We start from the raw sequence: 16,513 nt of genomic DNA, 5'->3' as shown, positions 1-16,513 counted from the left end.
CTGAAGAGCCGTGCTAGACCAGCACGTCAATAGGTGGCATGTGGAAGCGCGGCAACGCGTGAAGCTAAGCCATACTAATCGCTCGTCCGGCTTGATCACTCCTTAACGGCGCCGCGCGCAACGGTAATCCCGTGCGCAAGCGCTTGGTGCGGTATACGGGTTTAATTCAAGACCTCATCACAATTGCAATAAGCCCGCCCCTGAAAGGGGGCGGGCTTATTGCTGTCGTACAGTTAACCTTGGGTATTGTTCCGGCGGCTGCTGACGTCAGGCTACCATTCGCCTTGCCGCAGGATCGGTGTCCGTCCTGCACCCCCAAGGGCGGTTACATGACCCCAATGCCTGATACTGTGCGCCGTTCGCCTAAATTCTTTCCCTTGCTGCGCTATGAGGACCCAGCGGCCGCCGTCGATTGGCTATGCGCCGCCTTTGGTCTCACGCGGCATTTCGTGGCCAAGGATGAGCGCGGCCGTGTAGTCCATGCCCAGCTGAGGTTGGGCGACGATCTGCTCATGCTGGGCCCGGACAATCCCGTCGACCGTTACGGCATGCACAGCCCCCTGGTGCTGAACGGTCTGAACCAGGGCGTGTGCGTGGCCCTCAGCGATGTGGACGCCCACTGCGCCCAGGCCCGCGCCGCCGGGGCGGAAATCCTGACCGACCTGCACGACACCGGCTATGGCGCCCGCGAATATGTCGCCCGTGACCTGGAAGGCCATGTTTGGACCTTCGGCAATTACTGGGGGGAACCGTGAGGGCGGGCCGCCCGGTTTCCCCGGCATGACCGTGTAATCCCAGGCGCGTTAGGAGAGGGCCCGAAGATCAGCACCGTCGATTACAACCAGGTGGTGGCCGGCTTTCATGCGGGCGACCTGGCCGGGGTCGAGGCCGCCTGCCGGCGGGCCCTGGGCCTGGACCCGCGCCAGCCCGCCTTCCTGCACGTGCTTGGGTTGGTGGCGCAGGCGCGGGGACAGTCCGCCATCGCCGCCGAGCTGATCGGCGAGGCCCTGGCGCTGAAGCCGGATGACAGCGCGATGCATGGCAACCTGGGTATCGCGTTGGCCAAGCTGGGCCGGATGGAGGAGGCGGAGGCGGCCTATCGCCGCGCCATCACGCTGCGCCCCGACAACGCCGACGCCCACAGCAACCTGGGCAACGTGCTGCGCCACCATGGCCGCTGGGAGGAGGCGGAGGCCGAATACCGCCATGCCCTGGCCCTGCGCCCCAGCTTCGCCGAGGCGCACAGCAACCTCGGCAATGTGCTGCGCCAGCGGGAGGACTTGGTGGGGGCGGAGGCGGCGTACCGCCAGGCCCTGGCGCTGAAGCCGGCCTATCCCGAGGCCCTCTACAATCTGGGCAACGTGCTGCTGGAGCAGGGGCGGACGGCCGACGCCGTCGCCCTTTACCGTGCCGCGTTGACCCTCAACCCCCGGTTGGTGGAGGCGCATAACAACCTGGGCAGCGCCTGCAAGGCGCTGGGCGACATGGATGGCGCCATCGCCGGCTATCAGGCGGCGCTGGCGGTCGACCCCCGCTATGCCGAGGCGCGGTACAATCTGAGCCTGGCCTGGCTGGGGCTGGGCGATTACGCCCGAGGCTGGGCCCTCTATGAGTGGCGCTGGGCCAGCCCCGACTTTCGCCCCCACCGGCGGCCTTTCCCGCAGAAGACCTGGCGGGGCGAGCCGGTGCCGCAGGCCACCCTGTTACTGCATGCCGAACAGGGCTTCGGCGACACCCTGCAGTTCTGCCGATACATTCCCCTGGCGGCGGCCCGCTGTCGCCGGGTGGTGGTCGAGGTGCCGCAGGCCTTGCTGCGCCTGCTGCGGGATTCGCCGGCCCTGACGGCGGCGGCAGAGGTCGAGATCATCGCCCGGGGGACCCCGCTCCCGGAATTCGACCTGCATTGTCCCCTGATGACCCTGCCGCTGGCGCTGGATACGCGGCTGGAGACCGTGCCGGCCGACGTGCCCTATCTCACCGCCCCGGCGGCGGCCCCGGTGGATACGGGGCCTGGTCCACGTGTGGGGCTGGCCTGGGCCGGAAACCCCACCTACAAGCCGGACCGCCGCCGCTCGCTGACGCGGACCCAGGTCGAGGCTTTGGTGGCCGCCTGCCCAGGGGTGACCTTCCACAGCCTGCAAAAGGATCCGGACGCCGCCGGCGGCCTGCCGGATGGCGTCATCGACCGTATGGGCGCGGTCTCGGACTTCGCCGACACCGCGGCGTTGATCCAGTCGCTGGACCTGGTGATCAGCGTCGACACATCGATCGTCCATCTGGCGGGCGCGTTGGGTCGTCCGGTCTGGCTGTTGAACCGCTTCGACAGTGACTGGCGCTGGTTGCGAGGCCGGGACGACAGCCCTTGGTACCCGACCTTGCGCCAGTTCCGGCAGGAGATGCCGGGCGATTGGGCCGGCGTGCTGTCCAGGGTGGCGGCGGCGGTGGCCGTCTGGCCCCGGCCATGAAAAAAGCCGCGCGGGCCTGGGCCCGGCGGCTTTTTCGACGACGCTGTCCGCTTGTGTCAGGCGGCGCGATTCAATTTGCGCACCTTGGCCCACAGGTCCGACGGCTGGCGGTCCAGCTCGAACATGGAGACCTTCGAAGGCTCACGCCCCTGAACGGCGCATTCCAGCAGGAACATGTTGGTCTTCTGCGGGTCCAGCCCGTGCGCTTCGCAAGCGGCGACGAAGGCGGGATCCAGTTCCAGGGTCGACATCGGGGTTGGCTCTCTCGAGAGGTTGGCGATCTGCACCCCATTGGGGTTACCCAGATAATATCGCGATGCAGCATGGCATAACCAGGGCGATTTCGCATCTGCGATATGACAAATCGGTGGCCGGCGCGCCATCGCCCCGGGGGGGGGCCGACATGAAGGGGCCGACATGAAACGGGCCGGAACCACGCCGGTTCCAGCCCGCTTTCCGTCACGAGGGAGGGATGGTCACTCCGCCAGCAGCACCGTCCGGGCGGGGACCGTCAGCTTGCGCAGGGTTTTCCCGTCATTGTCGTTCTCCACCAGCATCACGTCGTACCCCCACAGGTTGGCGACGTGCTGCAGCACGGACTTCGCATCCTCCTCCGCCAGCAGCACGCCGTTCTGCACGCGGTGTTCCAGGATCAGGCGGCGGTCGCCGGCCAGGTCCACGTCGGCGATCTGGATGTCGGGATCGAGGGACGAGAAATCGTATTGCGCCGCCAACTGCTGGCGCACACGGCGGTAGCCGCGTTCGTCATGGATGGCGTTGACGCGATAGACCGACTCGTCGCTGTCGTCATGCAGGTGGAACAGCCGCATCTTGCGCATCAGGTGCGGGCTCAGATACTGCAGGATGAAGCTTTCATCGCGGTAGTTGGCCCAGGCGTCGCGCAACGCCGCCATGGCGTCGCCGCTGCCGGCGTAGCCGGGGAACCAGGCGCGGTCCTCCTCCGTCGGGTTGGTGGCGATGCGCTCGATGTCCTGCATCATGGCGAACCCCAGAGCATAGGGGTTGATGCCGGAATAGCGCGGGTCGTCGAACGCCGGCTGGAACACCACCGCGGTGTGGGAGTGCAGGAACTCCAGGTAGGCGCCATCGCTGATGCGCCCGGTCTCATGCAGCCGGGTCATGATGCGATAGTGCGTGTAGGTGGCGCAGCCCTCGTTCATCACCTTGGTCTGGCGCTGGGGGGAGAAGTACTGCGCCACGTGGCGGACGATGCGCAGCACCTCGCGCTGCCAGTTGGCTAGGCGCGGCGCTTTCTTCTCCAGGAAATAGAGGATGTTCTCCTCCGGCAGGTCCAGCAGGGCCCGGCGCCGCTCCTCGTCCGATGGCGCCTTCTGGCCCTTCTTGGCCGGCACCGTGCGCCAGAGATCGTTGTACAGCTGACGCTGCATTTCGTGCCGCTCCTGCTCCCGCCGGGCCTCGGACTGCAGATCCAGGCGGCGGCGGGGGTAGCGGTGGATGCCTTGGTTCATCAGGGCGTGCGCGGCATCCAGGGTGCGTTCCACCAGTTGCTGGCCGTACCGCTCCTCGCACCGGGCGATATAGGATTTGGCGAAGTCCAGATAGCCCAGGATGCCTTCGGCGTCCGTCCACTGCTGGAACAGGTAGTTGTTCTTGAAGAAGTGGTTATGGCCGAACGCCGCGTGGGCGATGACCAGCGCCTGCATGGTGATGGAGTTCTCCTCCATGATGTAGCTGATGCAGGGGCTGGAATTGATGACGATCTCATAGGCCAAGCCGCGCATGCCGCGGCGGTACATGGCCTCGTCCCGGGCGAAATGCTTGCCGAAGGACCAGTGCCGGTAGAGCAGGGGCATTCCGATGGAGGCGTAGGCGTCCAGCATCTGCTCGGAGGTGATGACCTCGATCTGGTTGGGATAGACGTCCAGGCCCAGCTCGTTCAGCGCGATGTCCTGGATGGCGTCGTGGCACCGCTTGATGGTGTCGTAATCCCAGTCGGCCCCGGTATAGAGCAGCCGGCTGTCATCCGGCGGCGGCGCCTTTTCCCCAGGCTCGGCTTTATGGGCAGGCTTCTTCAGGCGGTCAGCGGTGGCTGGTGTCAAGGCGTGGCCTCCTCCGTCTGTTTCGCGCCGTCGCGGGCGAACAGCTCACGGAATACCGGATAGATTTCCCGCCGGTGGCGGACCTTCTTCATGACGAACGGCGTCTCGGTGCCGGTGACCTGCTTGTAGGTGCGCCACAGGTCGGTTTCGCGGGCGTGGGTGGCGAAGCCGGCGGGCATGGCGTCGGGGTCGGATCCCACCTCGACATAGGCGTAGTACTGGCAGGCGGGCAGCAAGTCGTTCTGCAGCAGGGCGGCGGTGCGCCCGCCATCGCTGGTGGTGTTGTCGCCGTCCGACGCCTGGGCGCCGTAGATGTTCCAGTCGGAGACGGGATAGCGCTCCTTGATGATGCGCTTCATCTCCTCCAAGGCGGTCGACACCATGGTGCCGCCGGTCTCGGTGGAATGGAAGAAGGTGTCCTCGTCCACCTCCTCCGCCTCATGGGTGTGGCGGATGAACACCACCTCCACCTGCTTGTAGCGGCGGGTGAGGAAAAGATAGAGCAGCATGAAGAAGCGCTTGGCCAGGTCCTTCATGTGCTCGGTCATGGAGCCCGACACGTCCATCAGGCAGAACATCACCGCCTGGGCCGCCGGCTTGGGGATGGCGGTGAAGCGGTTGTAGCGGACATCGATGGGGTCGATGTAGGGGATGCGCTTGGCCCGCAACACCTGGCGTTCCAGCAGGCCGCGCAGCGCCATCAGCCGGTCCGGGTCCTGGCCCGGATGGGCTTCCAGCTCCGCGATCTCGGCCTCCAGCGCCAGCATCTCGTCCGACTTCGGACGTTTCAGGGCGATGCGGCGGGACAGGCTGTTGCGCATGGTGCGCACCAGGTTGAGGTTGGTGGGCGAGCCCGAGACGGAATATCCGGCCCGCTGCCACAGCACGGCGTCCGCCGCCTTCAGCTTGCGCTTGGCCAGGTCGGGCAGTTCCAGGTCCTCCATGAAGAGGTCCATGAACTCCTCCCGCGTCAGGACGAAGCGGAACTCATCCTCGCCACCGCCGTCGGCACTGCCTTCATTGCCCCGCCCGCCGCCCGCGCCCCCCGGCGGCTTGGCGATGGTGTCGCCCTCCATGAATTCCTTGTTGCCGGGGACGACATGGTCGCGGATACCCCCCTGGGCCGACCGTCGGAAGGTGGGTTCGGCGATGCCCCCGGTCGGAATGGCGATATCGGCGCCGCTCTCGACATCCTTGATACGGCGGCTGCTGGACGCGCCATTCACGGCGCGCAGGATTTGCTCCTTGGCGCGGCGGATGAATCGCTGGCGGTTGGCAAGGCTCTTGCCCTTGGGATTACTGCGGCGATCGACAATGATCATCGACATGCCTTACTCCCCCGTGCCCCAGTCCCGGGGGTGACCCCGGCGGCGACACCAGCGGACCGGCGCCCATTACGGGGACCGGTTCGGGGGAGCGCCACCGGTGACAAGCCGGGAGGGGGTGGTGTCTGTTCCGCGTGCAAGCGCGGGGGGAAATCGCGGGTGGACCCGGCCGGTGAGGCCGGGTCCGGGCCGCATCAGCCCGCCTGCTTCACCCGCATGTACCACTCGACCAACCGGCGCACCTGACGCTCGGTATAGCCGCGATCCACCATGCGCTCGACGAATTCGTGATGCTTCTTCTCCGTCTCGCCGTCCTTCTTGCTGCCGAAGCTGATCACCGGCAGCAACTCTTCCACCTGGCTGAACATACGCCGTTCTATGACCAGGCGCAGCTTTTCATAAGAGGTCCAGCTGGGATTGCGGCCGGCGTTGGCCGCCCGCGCCCGCAGCACGAACTTCACCACCTCGTTGCGGAAGTCCTTGGGGTTGGCGATGCCCGCCGGCTTCTCGATCTTGGTCAGCTCCTGGTTCAGCAGGTCCCGGTTCATCAACTGGCCGGTATCGGGATCCTTGAAGTCCTGATCCTCAATCCAGGCGTCGGCATAGTCGACGTACCGGTCGAACAGGTTCTGGCCATAATCGTGGTAGGACTCGAGGTAGGCCTTTTGGATTTCATAGCCGATGAACTCCGCATACCGCGGCGCCAGCTCGGCCTTGATGAATTCGATGTAGCGCTTTTCCGTCTCGTCCGGGAATTGCTCCCGCCGGATGGCCTGTTCCAGCACGTACATCAGGTGCACCGGATCGGCCGCCACCTCCACGGTGTCGTAATTGAAGGTGCTGGCCAGCACCTTGAAGGCGAAGCGGGTGGAGATGCCGTTCATGCCCTCGTCCACGCCGGCGGCGTCCTTGTATTCCTGCAAGGTACGGGCCTTGGGGTCCGTTTCCTTCAGGCTTTCGCCGTCATAGACCCGCATCTTGGAGAACAGGTTGGAGTTCTCATGCTCGCGCAGGCGCGACAGGACGGTGAAGCGGGCCAGCATCTCCATGGTGCCGGGGGCGCAAGGCGACTTGGCCAGTTCGGACCCGCCGATCAGCTTCTCATAGATGCGCTGCTCTTCCGTCACGCGCAGGCTGTAGGGGACCTTGACCACGCAGATGCGGTCGATGAAGGCCTCGTTGTTCTTGTTGTTCTTGAAGCTCTGCCACTCGGACTCGTTGGAGTGGGCCATGATGATGCCGGTGAAGGGCAGGGCGCCGATGTTCTCCGTGCCGATGTAGTTGCCCTCCTGCGTCGCGGTCAGCAGGGGATGCAGCATCTTGATGGGGGCCTTGAACATCTCGACGAATTCAAGCAAGCCCTGGTTCGCCCGGTTGAGGCCGCCGGAGTAGCTGTAGGCGTCGGGATCGTTCTGCTGGAACATCTCCAGCTTGCGGATATCGACCTTGCCGACCAGGGAGGAGATGTCCTGGTTGTTCTCGTCACCCGGCTCCGTCTTGGAGACGGCGATCTGGCGCAGGCGCGAGGGGCGCACCTTCACCACCTTGAAGCGGGTGATGTCCCCCGCGAACTCGTCCAGGCGTTTGATGGCCCAGGGGCTGACCAGGCCGGTCAGCCGGCGCCGGGGGATGCCGTAGCGCTCCTCCAGCGCGTCGCCCATGGTGCCGGGGTCGAACAGCCCCAGCGGGCTTTCGAACACCGGGCTCAGCTGGTCGCCGGCCTTCAGCACATAGATGGGCTGGTCCTCCATCAGGGCCTTCAGACGCTCCGCCAGCGAGGATTTGCCGCCGCCCACCGGGCCCAGCAGGTACAGGATCTGCTTGCGTTCCTCCAGACCCTGGGCGGCATGTCGGAAGAAGCCGACGATGCGCTCGATCGTCTCCTCCATGCCGTAGAACTCGGCGAAGGCGGGATAGATCTTGATGGTGCGGTTCATGAAAACGCGGGACAGACGGCTGTCCTTGGCGGTGTCCACCACCTCCGGCTCGCCGATGGCGGCCAGCAGACGCTCGGGCGCGCTGGCGAACATCATCGGGTCGTCGCGGCACCCCTCAAGGTATTCCTGCAACGACATCGCCACTTCGCGGCGCGCCTCGTAGCTTTGGGCGAAGGTCGTGAACAGATCGGTCGACTTCGGCATGGGCTCACCCTTTCAGAAGGATCAGGCCTATCAGGCAACTCGAACGGCGGTCCCGGGCTGACGGGGGCCGCGACGGCTCTTACCTAAAACCCCGTTCGAACGGGGTACTACCTCGCAACGATACACAGGGAGGCAAGTTCCGTACCAGATCGACCACATCCTCAAGGATGGGCTTGGCGCGTGGCCTGCGGCGTCACCTGTCGTTGCCTTGTCTCCCTAAAACCCGAATGCCTCGGACTTGATTAAGATATTGGTCGGCGACCGTGACGGAATAAGGGCGGTCCCTTGATTTTTTCAGTGATCATGCGGTGTTGGGTGCGACCGTCCAGCCCGATCGGGCCCTGGCCGTACCATCTGTTCCAACAGGGCCGGCCCGAAGGCCATGCGCGCCCTTCCGCTTTTCCCCAGGCCCGACCGGCGGCGCCTGACACCACGCGTCCCTCCGCCAAACGGCCTAAGCCCAGGGTATGCCCCGCGACCGGCGCGTTGACGGTGTCATTATAAGTATTCCCTTCGGGCAGGGTGGGGGACAAGCCCTCACCAAATCGTTAATGCCAAGGTGGGGAATACATCTTTTTGGCCGCACCGGCCCTGGTTAGATGGGACCGATCGGCGGGTCCTGGCCGCTTCTGAGACTTGCCGCCGAGACGTCCGGCAAGAGCTGTCAGGGGGCGACCCTGCTATGGATAGATGCTAAACCACCACCAGGGGCTAGCGCTAGCCTATCTATCCATCGGTGAGTGGATTTCGGCTGGCGATTGGCCGAACGGTGGGGGCTGCCGCCCGCTTGGGCAATTGCCGCATATGTGGGCGGAGTCACGGTGCGGGTGGCGTTTCCTTGGTCGTGGACGCCCCCTCCGGCACCCCTTCCGGCACACGCACGGCGTTGGGCGCGATGGTCAGGGGGGGCCGGGCGCGGGGCGGTGGGGCGGGATGGACCATGTCGTTCCGGTAGGGTGCCAGCATGGCCAGGAGGCGGTTCTGCGCGGCGTAGGGGATCCCGCGTCTGTCCATGGCCTCCTGCAATTCCTCCACCAAGGCGTTGAATTCATGGTCGCCGATGCCGTAACGGGCATGGGCCATCTTCATGTCCATGCCCTTGTAAACGCAGGGGCCGCCCAAGGTGACGCAAAACTGGGCCGCCAGCTCGGCCTTGATGTGCCGGCGGTTGGCGTTGACGAAATAGGGATGGAGGTCGGGATTGCGCATCATCCCGTCCATGAGGTCGTCCACCAGGGCCACGACCCCCGGCTGGCCGCCGAAGGTCTGATACAGGTCGGGGGAGGGGCCGGCGGCGCAGCCAGCCAGCGGGCCGGCCAGGATGGCGGCCAAAAGCAATGTGGGGATCGTCAGGCGGGCCATGGCGTCAGAACCCCGCCTGCAGGGACAGGTAGACGGCGTTCTGCCGTGTGGGTGTCACCACCCGGCCCAGGTTCACATACGCCAGGGTGACGGCCAGGTTCCGGGTCGGCAGCCAGGCGACGAAGGCGTCATACCAGTCGTCCTCCGGCGCCAGCCCGGGATTGGCGCGGGCCAGGGTGTTGGGCTTCATGCGATACTCCACGCCCGCCACCAGATGGCGGTCCAGCAGCAAGGCGGCGCTGCCCTCCAGTTCCGCATGATAGTCGTCATCGCCGCCGCCGAAGCCCAGCAAGCCCGTCTGGTTGGCCTTGGTCAGGCGCAGTGTGCCGCTCAACAGCAGGCTTTGCGCCAGCAGGAGCTTGGTGGCGCTGGCATAAAGGTCGACACCCTGATCGTCGCGGGCGCCCAGCGCCTTCACCAGGGCGCCGCGGTTGTTGGACTTGTACTGGGCGCCCAAGGCCACCTGGGGCATCCAGCTATCCTGGTCATAGACCGCGTCGCCCGCCATCCGCACCTTCAGGCCGGCGACCGTGCTGGTGAAGGCGTAGCCCTTACCCAGCCCCAGGGCGCCGCCGATGGCCTGGGTGTCGAAGCGGTCCTGGGCGATGGACAGCTCCACCCGATCCCACAGGCCGATCAGGGCGCCGTAGGCGTCCATGCCGTAATCGTGGGTGCGCACGGCGGTGAAGAAGGCGGTGGCGCCCACCTCCTCCCGCGTGCCGCCACCGCCGATGACGGCCCAGGGCGTCAGGCCGCCTCCGGCCGCCCCCTCCACCTGGGTGACGCCGCCGGTGGCGATCAGCTTGCCGCTGAAGGTCGCGCCTTCCGGGCGGCCGACCGTGGCGGCCCTGGCGGGCAGTCCCGCCCCGGTGAGGCCCACGCCCAGCAGTGCGGCACCCGCCCATGGCGCGACTCGACGCGCTCGCCGCACCCGACAAAGCCGTCCCCAAAACCGTCCCCAAAACCGTTGCAGGAACATCACGCCCCACTCGCCCCCAACTCCCGCCATCGATCCGGATGAGCGACGGCGGGAAGGTAGATGGCTTCCCGGCCGCCATGGTCAAGGCGCCGCCATGCGGAAGCCCCGATACGGGGGGGCAGGATGGGGTGGGGTCTCTCAGCGTTGCCTGGCGCCGAACAGGTTCTCGCGCGCCTTGTCGTCCATGGCCTGGCTGGCCGGCCGGACCTTGTCCGCCAGCAGGAGCAGGCCGCGCTGAACGGCGGGGCGGGCGGCCACGGCGTCGATCCAGCGCTTCACATGGGGGAAGTCGGCCAGGTCGATGTCATAGCGGTCGTGCAGGCGCAGCCAGGGGAACGTCGCCATGTCGGCGATGCCATAGTCGCCCGCCAGATACTCCGTCTTGGCCAACTGGGTGTTGGCCACCCGGATCAGGCGACGGCCTTCGTTGGTGTAGCGGTCGATACCGTACTGGATGCGTTCGGGCGCGTAGTGACGGAAGTGGCCGGCCTGGCCGAACATGGGGCCAACGCCGCCCATCTGCCACATCAGCCACTGGACGTGGCCATACCAGGCGGCGGGATCGGCGGGGCGGAATTGCCCGGTCTTTTCCGCCAGATAGATCAGGATGGCGCCGGACTCGAACAGGGACAGCGGCTGCCCATTGGGACCGTGCGGGTCGACGATCGCCGGCATGCGGTTGTTGGGACTGATGGCCAGGAAGTCGGGCTTGAACTGATCGCCGCCGCCGATGTCCACCGGATGCACCGTGTAGGGCAGCCCCATCTCCTCCAGCGCGATGGAGATCTTATAGCCGTTGGGGGTGGGCCAGGCGTAAAGGTCGATGGCGCCGGGATGGTTCTGGGCGGGATCGGTCGCGGTCATGGGGGCGGCTTTCGCTGGGGGACGGGGACGGCGGCGCTGCCCCCTATCGGGGTGGTGCCTCCGCCTTGGGGCCGGCCGCGCGGGCAGGGTTCCGAAATGACGAACGGGCCGCTGCGACGGTCGTCACACAGCGGCCCGCTTGCCTCTTTCGGAAACCCAGGCCGGCGCAAGGCTAGTCCCGGCCCGGGCCCGAACGCTTGCCCGCCGCCCGCGGCTGTCCGCAGGGTGGTGGCGCTTTCCCACGCTTCGGCCGATGACCCCGCCGCGTCAGAAGCCGCCGGCCACGTAGACCCGCATGCTCTCCACCTCATGGGTGGCTTCCGCCAGGCGGAACTTCACCACGTCGCCGATGCTGATGAAGCCGACCAGCTTGCCCTTGTCGATCACCGGCATGTGGCGGAAGCGGCCTTCCGTCATCCGCGTCATGATGGAGGAGACGCTGTCGTCCGGCGCGCAGCCCAGGACCTTGCGGGTCATCAGGTCGGATACATGTTGGTTCAGCACGGCGGGGCCATGGGTGGCCAATCCGCGCACGATGTCGCGTTCCGAAATGATGCCGGCCACGCCGCCGTCGGGTTCCAGCGCCAGCACGGCGCCAATGCGGTGGGCGGCCAGCAGGGCCACCACCGTTTCGATGGTGTCATCCGGTTTGGCGCTGATGATGGCGCTGCCGTCTTTCGTCTTCAGGATGCCGGAAACATGCATAGGCGCTTCTCCCGTTCATCACGGGGACCGCAGGTATGGGTTTTTGCCCGACAGCCGGCCTTCCCAGGGCCGGTCTCCCGCGTGCCCAGTGGATCATTGCCAAGGAAACCAGCGCCGGCTTCTATCGGCCGGTAACCGCCCCCTTCGGAAGCGGGCCACGACTGGTGGCCCCTCCTTCCGGGACCTATCAAACGTCATGTTGCGCCGCGTCCGCAATGGTGCAAACGAGCATCGGCCCGGCGCGGGGCCGGGCCTTAAGCATAGGTCAGGAGATCAGCGCTGCGGCAAGACGATTGCCCCCCCTGAAATCAAAGATCTTTCCGGGTTGGCAACGATCTGGCGGAAGACCGTGGATGTCAGCGCGCGTGGTCGCCCACGCCGGTGGCGGCGGCCGTGGGCGCCGGACCCGGATGCGGCACCAGCGGCAGGCAGTTCTGCACGATGGCGTAGCACTGCGCCAGCCGGGCGGCCGGGCCGTCGGTGGAGCTGCCGTAGACCAGCTGCTGCACGGTGCCATTCTTCAGGGTGAAGGTGGCGCTGCAGTTGCGGGAAGAAACCTCGGTGCTGCCGCCCCAATCGGCGCCGCCCCAGTAGCCGCGATGCCAAGGGCCGCCGCCAAAGCCGCCCCAGTAGGACGGGCCCATGCGGGTTTGCAGGCTGTCGCTGGAATAGGTGTAATATTCCAGGTTGTCGACCGCCGTCTGGCGGGTGGGCACACCGGCGCAGGACAGCAGGGTCTGCTTCGGCATGCCGATCAGGGCGCGCTGGGCATACGCCGCCTGGTCGGCGTCGGGGTTGGTGGCGCAACCGGCCACAGCCAACAGGCCGATCGCCGCGAGTGCCAAGGAACGGTACCGCATTTCAGTCTCCCTCACGCTTCCGGTTCGGCTGTTGCCGCCGGATTGAACAAGCCCCAACCGCCGGGACCCTGCCCCGGGTCCTTCCCCCTTAAGATAGTGCAGCGCGGGCTTGACCGCCAGGGCCGGCCTGAAGCGGTTAACGCGCCAGTTGTCGCGGGGGCGGCGGCGGAAGCGGCCTATTCCGCCGCCTGCAATTCCTCGGCGGTGGAGAGGTCCACCGACACCAGCTGCGATACGCCGCGTTCCGCCATGGTGACGCCGAACAGCCGATCCATGCGCGACATGGTCAGGCGGTGATGGCTGATGATGAGGAAGCGGGTATGGCCCGCCCGCGCCATCTCTTCCACCAAGTCGCAGAAACGCCCGACATTGGCCTCGTCCAGCGGCGCGTCCACCTCGTCCAGCACGCAGATGGGGGCCGGGTTGCACAGGAACACGGCGAACAGCAGGGCGATGGCGGTCAGCGCCTGCTCGCCACCGGACAGCAGCGACAGGATCTGCAGCTTCTTGCCCGGCGGGCTGGCGTAGATTTCCAGGCCGGCGTCCAGTGGATCCTCGGTGTCGGTCAGCTTCAGCTGGGCGCGGCCGCCGCCGAACAGCTGGGTGAACATCTCCTGGAAATGGCCATCCACCTTGTGGAAAGCGGCCAGCAGACGCTCCCGCGCCTCCTTGTTCAGGCCGGAGATGCCCTGGCGCAGGCGGGCGATGGCGGACACCAGATCCTCCCGCTCCGTCTTCATCACGCCGATCTGTTCATCCAGCTCCTGCACCTCCTGTTCGGCGCGCAGGTTGACCGGGCCCATGTTGTCGCGTTCCGCCTCCAGCCGGCCCAGGCGCTGTTCCACGGCGTGGGCCTCGGGCAGGGGCTCGCCCTCATCCAGGCCGGCCAGGGCCAGCGCCTGCTCCGGCGGGCAATCCAGGCGCTCGGCGATGCGCTCCTTCACCGTGTCCAGGTGCTGATGGGCGGCACCCACGGCGGCCTCGGCATGGGCGCGGGCTTCGCGGGCGTCGGCCAGGCCGTTCTCGGCCTCCTTCAGGGTACGCTCCGCCGTGGTCAGCTCGCCTTCCGCCGCCGCCAGATCGTCGCCGGCGCGGGTGCGCACCCGCTGCGCCTCATGGATCAGGTCGACAAGGGTCAGGCGCTCCTGCTCGATCTCGGCCGGGCGTTCGGCCAGGCGCTCCTGTTCCTCGCGGGTCTCATCGGCGCGCTCCGTCAATTCCGCCAGGCGGCCGCCGGTGCCATCGCGGCGCTGGCGCCAGGAGGTTTCCTCGTGGACGATGCCGTCCAGCCGGCGGCGGCGGTCCTCCGCCTCGCGCTGCAGCCGGTCCAGGGCGTTCTGCGCCTCCGCCTGGGTGCCGCGCGCCTCCACCAGGCGCAGCCGGGCCTCCGCGATCTGTTCCCGCCCCTCGCCGGGGGGCGGCAGTTCCTCCAGGGTGGCGCGGGCCTCGGCCCAGCGTTCCTGCAAATCCTCCTGGTCGGCCGCCATCTGGTCCAGGCTCTCGGCCAGGGCGGCCAGGCGGCTGGCCAGCGCCGCGGCGGCCTGGGCCACGCGGGCATGGGCGCCGCGGGCGTCGGCCACGGCGCGGAAGGCGGCGCTGACGGCGTCGCGGGCGGCGCGATCCCGGCCCGCCGCCTGGTCCACGGCGCGGAGCGCCAGGCTTACGCGCTCCTCCGCCGCGTCCTTCACCGCCTCGTGCGCGGCGCGCGCCTCGGCCACCACGGCGTCGGCCTCGGCGATTTCCTGCGCCAGTTCTGTCAGGCGGTTGCGCTGGCGCAGGCGTTCGGCGGCGGCGGTGGGGGCGCCAGCGGCGATGCAGTGGCCGTCCCAGCGCCAGGCGGCGCCATCGCGGGTCACCAGGATCTGCCCCGGCGCCAGGCCAGGCGCCAACTGGGCCCCGGTGGCGCTGTCGGCGACGATGCCGACATGGGCCAGACAACGGTCCAGCGCCGCCGGCGCCTTCACCTTGGCCGCCAGCGGCTCGGCACCGGCGGGCAGGGGGGCCACGGTCGCCAGGGCGGGAAAGGCGCGCCAATGGACCGATGCCGCCTCGTCCAAGGGGGCGGTCAGGGCATCGCCCAGTGCTGCGGCCAGGGCCTGCTCATAGCCCTTGGCCACGGTCAGGGCGTCCACCAGGGGCGGAAACAGGTCGCCGGCCCCGGCTTTCAGCAAGCGGGTGATGGCGTCCGCCTCCGCCGTCAGGCGGGCGCGGTCGCCCTCGGCGCGTTGCAGGGCGTCGCGGGCGGTCGCCTGCTCCTGCGTGCCCAGCGCGCGGGCGGCGTGCGCGGCCCGTTCGGCCTCGGCCTTGGCGGTTTCCGCTTCCTCCGCCGTCCCTTTGGCCAGGTCCAGTCGCTCCTCGGCCAGGCCGATCGCCTCCTCGGCTTCGCCCAGATCGTCACGGGCGGCCCGCTGGCGCTCCAACTCCGCCTTCTGGGCCTGGTGTTCCTCGATGCGACGGCGGAGGGTGGCCAGCCGTTGGTCCAAATCCTGGGCCTGGCGCTGGATCTGGGCGCGCTTGGCTTCGTCGGCGGCCAGGCGTTCGGTGGCGGTGGCCAGTTCGGCGTCCAGGTTCGCCACGGCGTCGCGGATCTCCTCCAGGCGCGCCCGGGCGATCTCCTCCTGCTCCGTCTCGTCGGCCTGCGCGGCGGCGATGGCCTGGCGCTCTTCCGCCAGCCGGGCCAGCGCCCGGTCGGCGTCGGCGGCCAAGTCCTTTTCGCGGGCAAGGTCGCCCTCGATCTGGGCCAGGCGGCGTTGCAGGGTGGCCAGCGCCTCGGTGGCGCGGCGCTCTTCCGCGTCCAGCTGCTCGCGTGCCACCAGCAGGCGCTGCAGGGCCGCCGCCGCCTCCGCTTCCGCCTGGCGCTTGGGCGGCAGGCTGGCGGCCAGGTCGGTGCGTTTGGTGGTGGCTTGGGTGACGGCCAGCATCAGGCCGCGCACCGCCTCCTCCGCCTTGTCGAAGCCGCCGCGCGCCAGGGCCACCTGGGCGGTGGCCGTGCTCCAGCGCAGGTGCAGCAGCAAGGCCTCGGCCCGGCGGATATGGTCGGAGATGCTGCGGTAGCGAGCGGCCTGCCGGGCTTGCTTGCGCAGGTTCTGCAACTGCGCGTCCATGGTGACGACCACGTCGTCCAGGCGCGTCAGGTTGGTTTCCGCCGCCTTCAGCTTCAGTTCCGCCTCATGCCGGCGGGAATGCAGGCCGGTGATGCCGGCCGCCTCCTCCAGCAGCTGGCGGCGGTCGCCCGGCTTGGCGTTGATCAGGGCGCCGACGCGGCCCTGGCTGACCAGCGCCGGGGAATGGGCGCCCGAGGCGTTGTCGGCCAGCAGCAGCTGCACGTCGCGGGCGCGTGCCGGCCGGCCGTTGATCCGGTAGTCGGAGCCGGCGCCCCGCTCCAGCTTGCGGCTGATCTCCATCTCCGCCTGGACCGAGTCGGGCTTCACCCCTGGCGTGCCGGCCGTCAGGTTGGGGCTGTCCAGGTGCAGGACGACTTCGCACAGGTTGCGGGCCGGCCGGGTGGCCGTGCCGCCGAAGATGACGTCGTCCATATCCTCGCCGCGCATCTTCTTGGCCGAGGTCTCGCCCATGGCCCAGCGCAACGCTTCCACCAGGTTGGACTTGCCGCAACCGTTGGGGCCGACGATGCCGGTCATCCCGGGCTCGATGACGAGCTCGGTGGGGTCCACGAAGGACTTGAAGCCGGAGATGCGGAGCTTGGTGAATTGCACGGGGGAACTTACTTC

12 protein-coding genes and 1 rRNA gene are annotated in these 16,513 nt (G+C 67.8%); 3 read left to right on the top strand and 10 right to left on the bottom strand.

The genetic code is table 11. The annotated features are described in order from the left end of the window. The 3 genes from FHS74_RS26530 to FHS74_RS31040 form a co-directional block, all read left to right on the top strand. Positions 1-99: ribosomal RNA gene (locus FHS74_RS26530) — 23S ribosomal RNA — on the top strand; the annotation flags it as partial. A gap of 239 nt (positions 100-338) precedes the next feature. Continuing rightward, a complete protein-coding gene (locus FHS74_RS26525; RefSeq protein ID WP_184807282.1) occupies positions 339-755 on the top strand; it encodes a VOC family protein in 417 nt (138 codons plus the stop codon). 93 nt (positions 756-848) lie between these two features. Further along, complete coding sequence (locus FHS74_RS31040) at positions 849-2,465, top strand: tetratricopeptide repeat protein (RefSeq protein WP_184807267.1); 1,617 nt, start codon at positions 849-851, stop codon at positions 2,463-2,465. A 56-nt stretch (positions 2,466-2,521) separates the two neighbouring features. On the opposite strand, the gene FHS74_RS26515 is transcribed toward FHS74_RS31040, so the two are convergent. The 10 genes from FHS74_RS26515 to smc form a co-directional block, all read right to left on the bottom strand. After that, positions 2,522-2,716 carry a hypothetical protein gene (locus FHS74_RS26515; RefSeq protein WP_040842430.1) on the bottom strand — a complete coding sequence of 65 codons (195 nt, stop codon included), beginning with the start codon at positions 2,714-2,716 and terminating at the stop codon, positions 2,522-2,524. A 225-nt stretch (positions 2,717-2,941) separates the two neighbouring features. Further along, complete coding sequence (locus tag FHS74_RS26510) at positions 2,942-4,459, bottom strand: SpoVR family protein (protein WP_184807281.1); 1,518 nt, start codon at positions 4,457-4,459, stop codon at positions 2,942-2,944. 83 nt (positions 4,460-4,542) lie between these two features. Further along, a complete protein-coding gene (locus FHS74_RS26505) occupies positions 4,543-5,868 on the bottom strand; it encodes a YeaH/YhbH family protein (protein ID WP_184807280.1) in 1,326 nt (441 codons plus the stop codon). 197 nt (positions 5,869-6,065) lie between these two features. Continuing rightward, a complete protein-coding gene (locus tag FHS74_RS26500; RefSeq protein WP_184807266.1) occupies positions 6,066-8,012 on the bottom strand; it encodes a PrkA family serine protein kinase in 1,947 nt (648 codons plus the stop codon). 816 nt (positions 8,013-8,828) lie between these two features. Then, entirely contained in the window at positions 8,829-9,374 is a 546-nt protein-coding gene (locus tag FHS74_RS26495; RefSeq protein ID WP_184807265.1) for a group I truncated hemoglobin, read from the bottom strand. A 4-nt stretch (positions 9,375-9,378) separates the two neighbouring features. Next, positions 9,379-10,305, bottom strand: a complete 927-nt coding sequence (locus FHS74_RS26490; protein WP_211106570.1) for a DUF3034 family protein — start codon at positions 10,303-10,305, stop codon at positions 9,379-9,381. A 186-nt stretch (positions 10,306-10,491) separates the two neighbouring features. Continuing rightward, entirely contained in the window at positions 10,492-11,217 is a 726-nt protein-coding gene (locus FHS74_RS26485) for a glutathione S-transferase N-terminal domain-containing protein (RefSeq protein WP_184807264.1), read from the bottom strand. Between the two features lie 267 nt (positions 11,218-11,484). Next, the gene (locus FHS74_RS26480) at positions 11,485-11,922 is read right to left on the bottom strand and encodes a CBS domain-containing protein (protein WP_184807263.1); all 438 of its coding nucleotides are present in this window, start codon (positions 11,920-11,922) and stop codon (positions 11,485-11,487) included. Positions 11,923-12,278: 356 nt separating this feature from the next. Next, the gene (locus tag FHS74_RS26475) at positions 12,279-12,782 is read right to left on the bottom strand and encodes a hypothetical protein (protein ID WP_184807262.1); all 504 of its coding nucleotides are present in this window, start codon (positions 12,780-12,782) and stop codon (positions 12,279-12,281) included. A gap of 176 nt (positions 12,783-12,958) precedes the next feature. Then, on the bottom strand, positions 12,959-16,498 hold the full coding sequence (gene smc / locus FHS74_RS26470) for a chromosome segregation protein SMC (protein ID WP_184807261.1): 3,540 nt from the start codon (positions 16,496-16,498) through the stop codon (positions 12,959-12,961). Positions 16,499-16,513: the final 15 nt, after the last annotated feature.

This window comes from Nitrospirillum iridis, from assembly GCF_014205765.1.
GTDB lineage: Bacteria > Pseudomonadota > Alphaproteobacteria > Azospirillales > Azospirillaceae > Nitrospirillum > Nitrospirillum iridis.
The sequence above is the reverse complement of the archived record's forward strand: the minus strand, read 5'-3'. Positions and strand labels throughout refer to the sequence as shown.

What these genes read in the sequence shown, in the direction of transcription:
- FHS74_RS26505 (WP_184807280.1), bottom strand. Translation starts at nt 5,868, where the DNA reads ATGATCATTGTCGATCGCCGCAGTAATCCCAAGGGCAAGAGCCTTGCC.
- FHS74_RS26495 (WP_184807265.1), bottom strand. Translation starts at nt 9,374, where the DNA reads ATGGCCCGCCTGACGATCCCCACATTGCTTTTGGCCGCCATCCTGGCC.
- FHS74_RS26485 (WP_184807264.1), bottom strand. Translation starts at nt 11,217, where the DNA reads ATGACCGCGACCGATCCCGCCCAGAACCATCCCGGCGCCATCGACCTT.
- FHS74_RS26500 (WP_184807266.1), bottom strand. Translation starts at nt 8,012, where the DNA reads ATGCCGAAGTCGACCGATCTGTTCACGACCTTCGCCCAAAGCTACGAG.
- FHS74_RS26515 (WP_040842430.1), bottom strand. Translation starts at nt 2,716, where the DNA reads ATGTCGACCCTGGAACTGGATCCCGCCTTCGTCGCCGCTTGCGAAGCG.
- FHS74_RS26475 (WP_184807262.1), bottom strand. Translation starts at nt 12,782, where the DNA reads ATGCGGTACCGTTCCTTGGCACTCGCGGCGATCGGCCTGTTGGCTGTG.
- FHS74_RS26480 (WP_184807263.1), bottom strand. Translation starts at nt 11,922, where the DNA reads ATGCATGTTTCCGGCATCCTGAAGACGAAAGACGGCAGCGCCATCATC.
- FHS74_RS26525 (WP_184807282.1), top strand. Translation starts at nt 339, where the DNA reads ATGCCTGATACTGTGCGCCGTTCGCCTAAATTCTTTCCCTTGCTGCGC.